The following is an 8,687-nucleotide window of genomic DNA, read 5'->3' on the forward strand; positions in this document are numbered from 1 at the left end:
AATTGGCAACTTGATTACTATGTCTTTATTTTCTCTTTAGTTTTTCTTTTTACTCTCTTTAGTATTCCAGAGTCGATAAAATTTCTCTTAAAGAAGAAAAGGTTTGATGAATTAAATAAAAACCTCGAAAAAATTGGTATAAAAGAAATTGAAAAATTGGAAATTGAAGAAGAAAAGGCATTTAGAGTACCCTTAGCCAATCTTTTTAAAAAAGGCTATGCAGGAAGAACCCTAATGGTATGGTATATGTGGTTTGCCGTATCTTTTGCTTATTATGGGTTTTTCTCTTGGCTACCGAAAGTTATTTCAAAACTCATTAATACAAATTTGACAACTTCTACTCTGTATGTATTTACTCTCCTTGTAATGCAACTTCCAGGTTATTTACTTGCCGCTTACTTAATCGAAAAAGTTGGAAGAAAGCTAACTTTATTTTTCTCTTTTCTTTTAACGGGAGTTATGGCTTACTTTTTTGCAAGATCTTCAAGTAATACGACACTACTTGTCAATGGCAGTTTGATGACAATTTTCTGCATGAGTGCCTGGGGAGTTGTTTATGCTTATACTCCTGAACTTTTTCCAACAGAATTTAGGGCATCTGCAAATGGATCTGCAGGATCATTCGCAAGACTTGCAGGCATTGTTGCTCCTCTTTATATTTCCTTACTCTTTAATAAAAACCTTATCTTTGCTATAACATTTCTTGGAGTAATACTCCTTATTGCCTCTATATGGGTCTTTTTAGGTGGAGTTGAGACAAAAGCAAAGGAAATAGGATAAATGGATAAAGAGTCCCGTTTTGAAAAAATTATTGAAATTTTAGAGAAAGAAAACGCTCCTGTAAGTGGGAGTAAAATTGCAAACATATTAAACATAACTCGCCAAGTTGTAGTGCAGGATGTAGCGGTCCTTAAAAGTCGTGGTTATCAAATAATTTCAACAGCAAGAGGTTATGTTTTAAATAAAAGAGAGCCTCCTTTTAAAAGAGTGTTAGCAGTAAGACATTCAAAAGAAGATATTTTTAAGGAATTATCAATAATTGTCAATAATGGTGGGGAAGTTATTGATGTAATTGTCGAGCACCCGCTGTATGGTGAAATAAGAGGAATGCTTAATATTAGGACAATTGAAGATGTAAAAGCCTTTCTTTCTAAAATGGAAACTTCAAAGGCAGTGCCTTTAATGAGCCTTTCTAATGGAGTTCATTTGCATACGGTGGGTGCGTCAACTAACGAACAGTTGGATAAAATTGAAAAACTTTTAAAGGAAGAAGGGTTTCTTTTGTATTAATTAACTCAAGAAAATTTTAACTTTTAGCGTCTGCTTGTATAATAGAATACAAGGAGGCATCATGAAAGAAGATTTAATGAAAAAATTTGATGAAAAAAGTCTTGAAAAGTTGTTAAAACTCAACAACTCTTATTTGAATGATTTTGTGTTAAGATACGTTGAACTCATGAATCCAAAAAGTGTATTTGTATCCAATGGAAGCGCTGAAGACTTAGAATACATAAGGAATTTGGCACTTTTAGATGAAGAAGAGTTGCCCTTGAAGATGAAAGGTCACACGGTTCATTTTGATTCTTACTATGACCAAGGAAGAGATAAGAAAAATACTAAAATCCTTTTGGATGAAGGTGATTACATTGATGAATTTATTGAAACAGGAGCAAGAAGCCCTTTATTATATGAAATACACGATATCTTAAAAAATATTATGAATGGCAGACTTATGCTTGTTCTGTTTTTTGTGCTTGCACCAGAAAATTCTGTTTTTTCAATACCTGCACTGCAAATAACAGATTCTCCGTATGTTGCACACTCCGAAAATATCCTTTATAGACAAGGTTATAATGAGTTTTTAAGACGTGGAAGTAATTTTAAAGGCTTTTTTAAATTCGTTCACTCTGAAGGAGAACTTGATGAAAGGAAAACGTGTAAAAATCTTGACAAGAGACGTGTTTATATTGACCTTAAAGAGGAAGTAGTCTATTCTGCTAACACTCAGTATGGTGGCAACACAATAGGACTTAAAAAACTTGCGATGCGCCTTGCAATCAAAAAAGCTGCAAGCGAAGGCTGGCTTAATGAACATATGTTAATAATGGGAGTCAATGGGCCAAATGGTAGAGTTTCTTACTTTACTGGTGCATTCCCTTCTATGTGTGGGAAGACTTCAACTGCCATGTTAGAAGGTGAGTCTATTGTTGGAGATGATATTGCATATATTCGTGAAGTAAATGGAGTTGCAAGGGCTGCAAATGTTGAGAAGGGTATGTTTGGAATCATACAAGGAATAAATTCTAAAGATGATCCAATCCAATGGCGCACACTACATACAGAAAATGAGATTATATTCTCCAATGTCCTTATGCTTCCTGACGGTTCAGTTTATTGGGATGGGCACGACGGACCAATTCCAGAAAGAGGTATTAATCACTCTTCCGAATGGTTTTTAGGTAAGGTGGATGAAAAAGGTAAACCTATTCCTCCGTCTCATCCAAATGCACGATTTACAGTTTCACTTGAAGCTTTAGAAAATATAGACAAAAATTTAGACAATCCTGATGGAGTTGAAATTTCTGGTATCATTTATGGTGGAAGAGACTCGGATACTTGGAATCCCGTATGTGAAGCCTTTGACTGGGAACATGGCATCGTCTTAAAAGGTGCTTCCATAGAGTCAGAGACAACTGCTGCAACCTTAGGTGCAGTTGGGATAAGACAATTCAATCCTATGTCAAACCTTGATTTTCTTTCGATCCCTATAGGCAAGTATATCGAAGCAAACCTTGAATTTGGAAAAAAGCTTTTAAAGAAACCAAAAATTTTTGCTGTAAATTATTTCTTAAAGGATGAAAACGGGGCGTTTTTAAACGAAAAAAATGATAAAAAAGTCTGGATGAAGTGGATGGAAAAAAGAGTCCACAATGAAGTAATGGCAATTAAAACACCAATAGGATTAATTCCTCTTTACGATGATCTTAAAATCCTTTTTAAGGAGTATCTTAATAAAGATTATCTATACGAAGACTACATAAAGCAGTTTACACTTAGGGTAAATGAAAACCTATCTAAGATTGAAAGATTAAAGAATATCTATGCAAAATTAAAATTTGTTCCCGTCAGAGTTTTTGAACTATACGATGAAGAAAGAACACGTCTTTTGGAAGCAAAAGACAAATTTGGTGAATACATTGAACCAACAAAATTTGAAGTTGTAAGATAGTTTTTGAGAACTTAATAAGTTAAAAGGGGGACTTTTAGCCCCCTTATTTTTATTGTTTGTTTCTTATTGCCTTCAAAACTTTTTCTGGTGTATAGGGAGAACTATTTAATCTTATTCCTAACGCATCAAAAAGTGCGTTTCCAATAGCAGGGATGGGCCCGTTAATATTTATTTCTGAAACTGATTTTGCACCAAAAGGTCCTGTTGGATCAAATGTTTCTACAATTATGGGGAGTATCTCTGGGACATCTCTTGAGGAGGGAATTCTGTAATCAAAGAAATTCGGGTTAAGCATCCTTCCATTTTCACCGAACTTGTATTCTTCGCTAAGGGCATAACCAATGCCATTTACGATAGCACCGATAATTTGTCCTCTCGTGAGTTCTGGGTTAATTACTTTTCCACAATCAACTGCTGCAACATACTTAATTGGTGTAATGATTCCTGTTTCCTCATCTACTTCTATTTCAACAAAGTGAGCAGCAAATGGTGGAGGAGAAGACTCTGACATAAATGAACCTATACCTATGAGTTGTTTTTGTTTTTTGACATAGAGTGTATCGTATGCAATCTCTGATAGACTTACCTTTTTTGCGCTCCTTGGACTTATAACAAAGCCATTTTCTAATATGTAGTCTTTTGAATCTAGTTCTTTAAACATTTCTCTTGCAACTTTAAGAATTTGGTCTCTTAAGTTAATTGCCGCAGCCTTTACTGCCCCACCTGAGATATACGTTCCAGATGAAGCATATGCGCCTTTATCAAACGGAGTTATATCTGTATCAGAAGGGTAGACAATAACAGAATCTGGTTTAATACCTAAAACTTCTCCTACGATTTGTGCAACTACTGTGTCAAGCCCAGTGCCAATGTCTGTGCCTCCATAAAGGACATTTACAGATCCATCTTCGTTTAACTTAATAATAGAAGACCCCATATCAATTTTTGGAATGCCCGATCCTTGCATGTGTAATGACATTCCAACACCTCTTACTTTTGAACCATTTCTAATTTTTTTACCCCATTTTTCAAAAAAGCCTATTTCTTTTGCACCAATATCAATGAGGGTGTCAATTGACTCGCTTTCTATGTACTGCACTACACCTTCTCTACCCTCTCCAAGAGCCTCAAATATTGGTGAAGTTTCTCCTTTTCTAATGTGGTTGATTTTTCTAATTGTAATAGGATCAATGTTAAGTTTTTCTGCAACCATATCTACTACTTGCTCTAAACAGGCATAGCCCTGTGTTGCACCGTATCCTCTGTATGCTCCAGGCACGGGAAGATTTGTATAAACTACATCTGCTATGAATTCGACATTTGGGGCTTTATTGTAAAGGGGTAAAGTTTTTGAACCAGTATTTGATGCAACAGTAAGACCGTGTGTTCCATATGCACCTGTATTACTCAAAGCATACATCTTTATCGCTGTAAATTTGCCGTCTTTTTTAGCTCCAATTTTGACTGTAATTTTCATTGGGTGTCTTGTTCTTGATGAAATGAATTCTTCTTCTCTTGTATATACAGCTCTTGCAGGTTTTCCTGTTTTAAGTGTTACAAAAGCACATACTTCTTCAAGTATTATTTCTTGTTTGCTTCCAAAACCGCCACCAATTCTTGGCTTTATAACTCTTATCTTTGAAAGTGGAACTGAAAGCACCTGGCTTACAATTCTTCTCACATGGTATGGCACTTGTGTAGAAGTTCTTATTACTATTCTTCCATTTTCGTCAAGATAAGAGATTGTTGCATGGGTTTCAATTGGGCAGTGTTGAGCAAATTGGGTTTCAAAAGTATGTTCGACAACAACATCAGCTTCTTTAAAACCTTTTTCTACATCGCCTGCTTTTACTTCAATATGAGAAACAAGATTTCTTTTTGGGTCCACAACACCTTGGATGTATTCTTCTTCATGAACTTTAACGGCGCTATCTTTCAACGCTTCTTCTGGATCAAATACCTTAGGTAAAACATTATATTTTACCTTAATAAGTTTTAAGGCTTCTTGGGCTGCTTCTTCTGTTTCTGCTGCAACAGCAGCGACTCTTTCCCCTACATATCTTACGTGTTTGTTAAACATGCAAGTGTCGTATGGTGAAGGTTCGGGCCATCCTTGACCTGCCGTTGTATGGCATACTTGCGGAGTATTTTTGTATGTTAGCACAAGATGGACTTGAGGTAATTTTTCTGCTTCGCTTGTGTCAATGTCTTCAATGATAGCGTTTGCATGAGGAGAATAGAGAAATTTTATGTGGAGCATATTTGGAAGTTTGATGTCGTCAGTAAAAACTGGTTCTCCTGTTACAAGGCCAAGAGCGTCGATTTTATTGACGTCTTTACCTATTACCTTGTTTTCCATTATTTTTCCTCCGTTAAAAGTTTTATTGCAAATTTTATTGCCTCAATTTGCTGCACATAACCTGTGCATCTGCATAAGTTTCCATCGATTGCCCTTTTTATTTCTTCATCAGTTGGATTTGGATTTTTTTGAAGGAGTGCATATGCCGAAAGAATTGTCCCTGGAGTGCAATAGCCGCACTGAACTGCACCTTTTTTGATAAACGCTTCTTGAAGTGGATGTGGTTTTAAAACACTACCAATGCCCTTAATCGTTATTATTTCCGCGTCATTTACTTGTGCTGCAAGAACAGTGCAACTTGTCTTTGGAGCGCCGTTTATGATAACAGTGCATGCTCCACACGTGCCCATATAACAATTTCCTTTAACTTCGGTGAAGCCATTTTCTCTTAATACGTCGAGTAGAACTTTTCCCGGGTGAATCTCAAAAGAGTAGTCTTTCTCATTTATTTTGTAATGGACTTTCATCTTTACCCCCTAAAGGATTCTAAAATTCTTTTAGTAAATGTGTAAGTAAGTTCTCTTCGGTATTCTTCAGAGATTCTTACATCGCCTGCGATAGAAGCTTTTTCTTGAGCGAATTTTGGAGCAGAAATAATTGCTTCATCAAGAGATTTATTTCTCAAAAATTCTTCTAACTCTTTAAATCTTGTAGCTGCCATCGGTCTTGAGCCATATGCTATGTAGATATTTTTAATGGAGCCATCCTCAATTTCACCTTTTGCTGCCATATTGAAAAGTGCTATATCAGTTGCGTTTCTTATAAAACGTTCCATTTTAAATTTTCCGTTAGCTTTTCCTTTTTCAAAAATGATTTCTTGTATTATAGAGTTTTTAAGTATGCTTCTAAAATCCTGCTCATAAAATTCCGAAAGTTTCATTGTTTTGGATGAACCATCAAACAATACCAAAGTTGCATCAAGAGCAAGTAAAAGAGTTGCAACATCTGAGTAAGGTTCTCTTTGGGCAATTGAGCCACCGAAAGTAATTTGGTTTCTGAGAAGTTCTGAAGCGATTGTAGAGAGTACTTCGGAAAGCATTCCCGAAAAAAGGCGCTTTATAATTTCATTTTCTGTAGCCTCTGTAATGTTCGCTGTAGCCCCAATTACAACTGCATTTTCAGTTTCTTTTATATAATCTAAGCCTACTTTATCAAGAAAAATTAAACTCTTAATCGTTGGGTTAGGAAAGACCGTAATGTGTAAGCCTCCACCAACAAGCATTGCTTCATTACCCTTTTCTTTTAACAATGTTAACGCTTCATCTAATGTCTTGGGGTAAAAGCATTCTTCTACACTTTTTAGCTTTAGCATTTATTCCTCCTTAACATTTTTATAAGATTATTATAACAAAAATTTATTAGAAAAAAATATTTAGCGTTCTTATTAGAGTTTAGTTGTTTTTAAGGGTTATTTTGACCGTCAAAGAAGAGAGAATCTTCTAAAATAAAGAAAATTTATTTACTAAAAATTTTGCCTTTTATTGGTTTAGCAATCTTTTAATTGTTTGGCTAATATAAAATTGTTTTAAAGTTTTTAAAGAAACCCAAGTACAGGGAACCTTGAGTTGTGCTAATCCCATAATTGGGTGACTCCTCAAAGTTAGGGTATAATACCCTAAAATACATTTGAAAGGAGGAACCACTTGTAGGCTTCCATATCACAAATAGCTTGATTAATGTGACTTCGGATGGTAGAGATGTATCTTAAGAAAGGAAAGTCAAGTTAAAAAATAAGAAATGTTTGGTGTTTCAAGGAAAACTTTCTTCAAATGGTTAAAAAGATACCGGGAATGCGGTAGAGTTGGACTGATAAACAAAAAAGCTTAAGCATTGAAGAATAGAAGAAGGATATCTTCTTCTGTTGAGGATCTATGAGTTTTACTGAGACTTGATACTCCCTTTGGTCCGTTAAGAATTGCCTATAAGTTATAATGGAGAGGAACTTTTTATTTTACCTCATAGAGCATAATGTTTTAAAGAGAAGAAATTTAAACAAATTACCAACATTTAAAGAAGAAAAAGAGACAATTAGGTTTGAGTTGAAGAAGCCATTTGAAATGGTGCATATAGATGTAAAATATGTAGGAAACCTCAAAGGTCAGGGAAGAGTATATCAGTTTACATTAGTAGAATGCTACAAGAATTGCTCATGCAAAACTCTATAGGAGGAAGACTGCAATAAAAAAGCCTCTAATCTTTTGAGAGGTAAGCCAACTTTTTGAATTTAGAATTCAATCAATACGAGAGATTTTGGCTTAGAATTCACTAACATAAGGGGATCTCCAAATTCTCATATCATTGATGAATTCTCTCTAAAAATAAAATCAAGCGTAAACTCACAAGAAAAAGAAGACCACAAACAAATGGTAAAGGAGAATTTCCATAGAACCGTTAAAAGAGGAGTTCTACAATAGAAACTTCTACCTCACGTTAGAGGATATGAGTGATGGTTTAAAAAAGTATGTTGAATACTACAATAAGTTTAGACCTCATATGGGTTTAAATGGGCTTACTCCTTATAAGAATAAAAGAACTGCAAGGAGGAAGACTTTCAAAAGACTTAAAGGTTCCTAACATTCTTACTCTTGACAAAATTTTTAATTTTGGTATAAGTAAAAATGATGATAAAAAGTTTTACAGTCACCCAATTTAGGGAACACTACATTACTATTATATTTGAAGTATGATACCATTTTTATGAGACTCAATATAGGAGTTCAAAAAAAGCAATGAATTAAAAAAGTATGCAAAAAAGAAAATAAAGTAAATATGGCGATAAATAATCCAGGACCTTTTGATTTAATCAGTGTTAAAAATGAAGAAGATGTTGGTAAATTAATATTAATTTATAGAGAAAATTATAATAATAGTTGCAAAATTAAAAAGACTAAAGATAAATAAAGTTACCAATTCTTATAGGTAAGGAGGTTTTATGAACTTCATTAATGTTGCAGAAGAGCAGATGAATGAAAATACAGAAAAAGCATTTAAGGATCATGAAGATTTTTTCAGTGAATATTTTTCAACTTTTGAGAGTAGAGAACAATTTGAAATGAATATAAATAGTATTTTAGAAAATAATGATCCGTACCTTACAAG

General features: G+C 34.4%; 10 protein-coding genes. 7 read left to right on the forward strand and 3 right to left on the reverse strand.

What is annotated here, in order from left to right; genetic code table 11:
• From K6343_01460 to K6343_01470, 3 genes are all read left to right on the forward strand, one after another.
• Nucleotides 1-780: MFS transporter (locus K6343_01460; GenBank protein ID MEF3244642.1), on the forward strand; the 780-nt coding region annotated here is incomplete at its 5' end.
• A complete protein-coding gene (locus K6343_01465) occupies nucleotides 781-1,290 on the forward strand; it encodes a transcription repressor NadR (protein ID MEF3244643.1) in 510 nt (169 codons plus the stop codon). It abuts the gene before it with no gap.
• Between the two features lie 61 nt (nucleotides 1,291-1,351).
• On the forward strand, nucleotides 1,352-3,229 hold the full coding sequence (locus tag K6343_01470; GenBank protein MEF3244644.1) for a phosphoenolpyruvate carboxykinase (GTP): 1,878 nt from the start codon (nucleotides 1,352-1,354) through the stop codon (nucleotides 3,227-3,229).
• A 49-nt stretch (nucleotides 3,230-3,278) separates the two neighbouring features.
• On the opposite strand, the gene K6343_01475 is transcribed toward K6343_01470, so the two are convergent.
• From K6343_01475 to K6343_01485, 3 genes are read right to left on the reverse strand one after another with little or no spacing between them, the layout of a single operon-like run.
• Nucleotides 3,279-5,588: a molybdopterin-dependent oxidoreductase gene (locus K6343_01475; GenBank protein MEF3244645.1), complete on the reverse strand. Its 2,310-nt coding sequence runs from the start codon at nucleotides 5,586-5,588 to the stop codon at nucleotides 3,279-3,281.
• Complete coding sequence (locus K6343_01480) at nucleotides 5,588-6,055, reverse strand: (2Fe-2S)-binding protein (protein ID MEF3244646.1); 468 nt, start codon at nucleotides 6,053-6,055, stop codon at nucleotides 5,588-5,590. Before K6343_01480 ends, K6343_01475 begins: the two co-directional genes overlap by 1 nt.
• A 2-nt stretch (nucleotides 6,056-6,057) precedes the next feature.
• Nucleotides 6,058-6,900: an FAD binding domain-containing protein gene (locus K6343_01485; protein MEF3244647.1), complete on the reverse strand. Its 843-nt coding sequence runs from the start codon at nucleotides 6,898-6,900 to the stop codon at nucleotides 6,058-6,060.
• 425 nt (nucleotides 6,901-7,325) lie between these two features.
• Here K6343_01485 and K6343_01490 point away from each other — a divergent pair, with 425 nt between their 5' ends.
• The 4 genes from K6343_01490 to K6343_01505 all read left to right on the forward strand — a co-directional run bounded on the left by K6343_01490 (nucleotide 7,326) and on the right by K6343_01505 (nucleotide 8,241).
• Nucleotides 7,326-7,415 (forward strand): hypothetical protein, encoded by a 90-nt coding sequence (locus K6343_01490; protein MEF3244648.1) that lies wholly within the window; start codon nucleotides 7,326-7,328, stop codon nucleotides 7,413-7,415.
• Nucleotides 7,416-7,519: 104 nt separating this feature from the next.
• Nucleotides 7,520-7,753, forward strand: a complete 234-nt coding sequence (locus K6343_01495; protein MEF3244649.1) for a hypothetical protein — start codon at nucleotides 7,520-7,522, stop codon at nucleotides 7,751-7,753.
• A gap of 211 nt (nucleotides 7,754-7,964) precedes the next feature.
• Nucleotides 7,965-8,162, forward strand: a complete 198-nt coding sequence (locus K6343_01500; protein ID MEF3244650.1) for an integrase core domain-containing protein — start codon at nucleotides 7,965-7,967, stop codon at nucleotides 8,160-8,162.
• Nucleotides 8,092-8,241, forward strand: a complete 150-nt coding sequence (locus tag K6343_01505; protein MEF3244651.1) for a hypothetical protein — start codon at nucleotides 8,092-8,094, stop codon at nucleotides 8,239-8,241. The genes K6343_01500 and K6343_01505 overlap by 71 nt, the downstream gene beginning before the upstream one ends.
• Nucleotides 8,242-8,687: the final 446 nt, after the last annotated feature.

This window comes from Caldisericaceae bacterium (genome assembly GCA_036574215.1).
Lineage (GTDB): Bacteria > Caldisericota > Caldisericia > Caldisericales > Caldisericaceae > Caldisericum.

What these genes read in the sequence shown, in the direction of transcription:
- K6343_01465 (MEF3244643.1), top strand. Translation starts at nt 781, where the DNA reads ATGGATAAAGAGTCCCGTTTTGAAAAAATTATTGAAATTTTAGAGAAA.
- K6343_01470 (MEF3244644.1), top strand. Translation starts at nt 1,352, where the DNA reads ATGAAAGAAGATTTAATGAAAAAATTTGATGAAAAAAGTCTTGAAAAG.
- K6343_01475 (MEF3244645.1), bottom strand. Translation starts at nt 5,588, where the DNA reads ATGGAAAACAAGGTAATAGGTAAAGACGTCAATAAAATCGACGCTCTT.
- K6343_01480 (MEF3244646.1), bottom strand. Translation starts at nt 6,055, where the DNA reads ATGAAAGTCCATTACAAAATAAATGAGAAAGACTACTCTTTTGAGATT.
- K6343_01485 (MEF3244647.1), bottom strand. Translation starts at nt 6,900, where the DNA reads ATGCTAAAGCTAAAAAGTGTAGAAGAATGCTTTTACCCCAAGACATTA.
- K6343_01490 (MEF3244648.1), top strand. Translation starts at nt 7,326, where the DNA reads ATGTTTGGTGTTTCAAGGAAAACTTTCTTCAAATGGTTAAAAAGATAC.
- K6343_01495 (MEF3244649.1), top strand. Translation starts at nt 7,520, where the DNA reads ATGGAGAGGAACTTTTTATTTTACCTCATAGAGCATAATGTTTTAAAG.
- K6343_01505 (MEF3244651.1), top strand. Translation starts at nt 8,092, where the DNA reads ATGGGCTTACTCCTTATAAGAATAAAAGAACTGCAAGGAGGAAGACTT.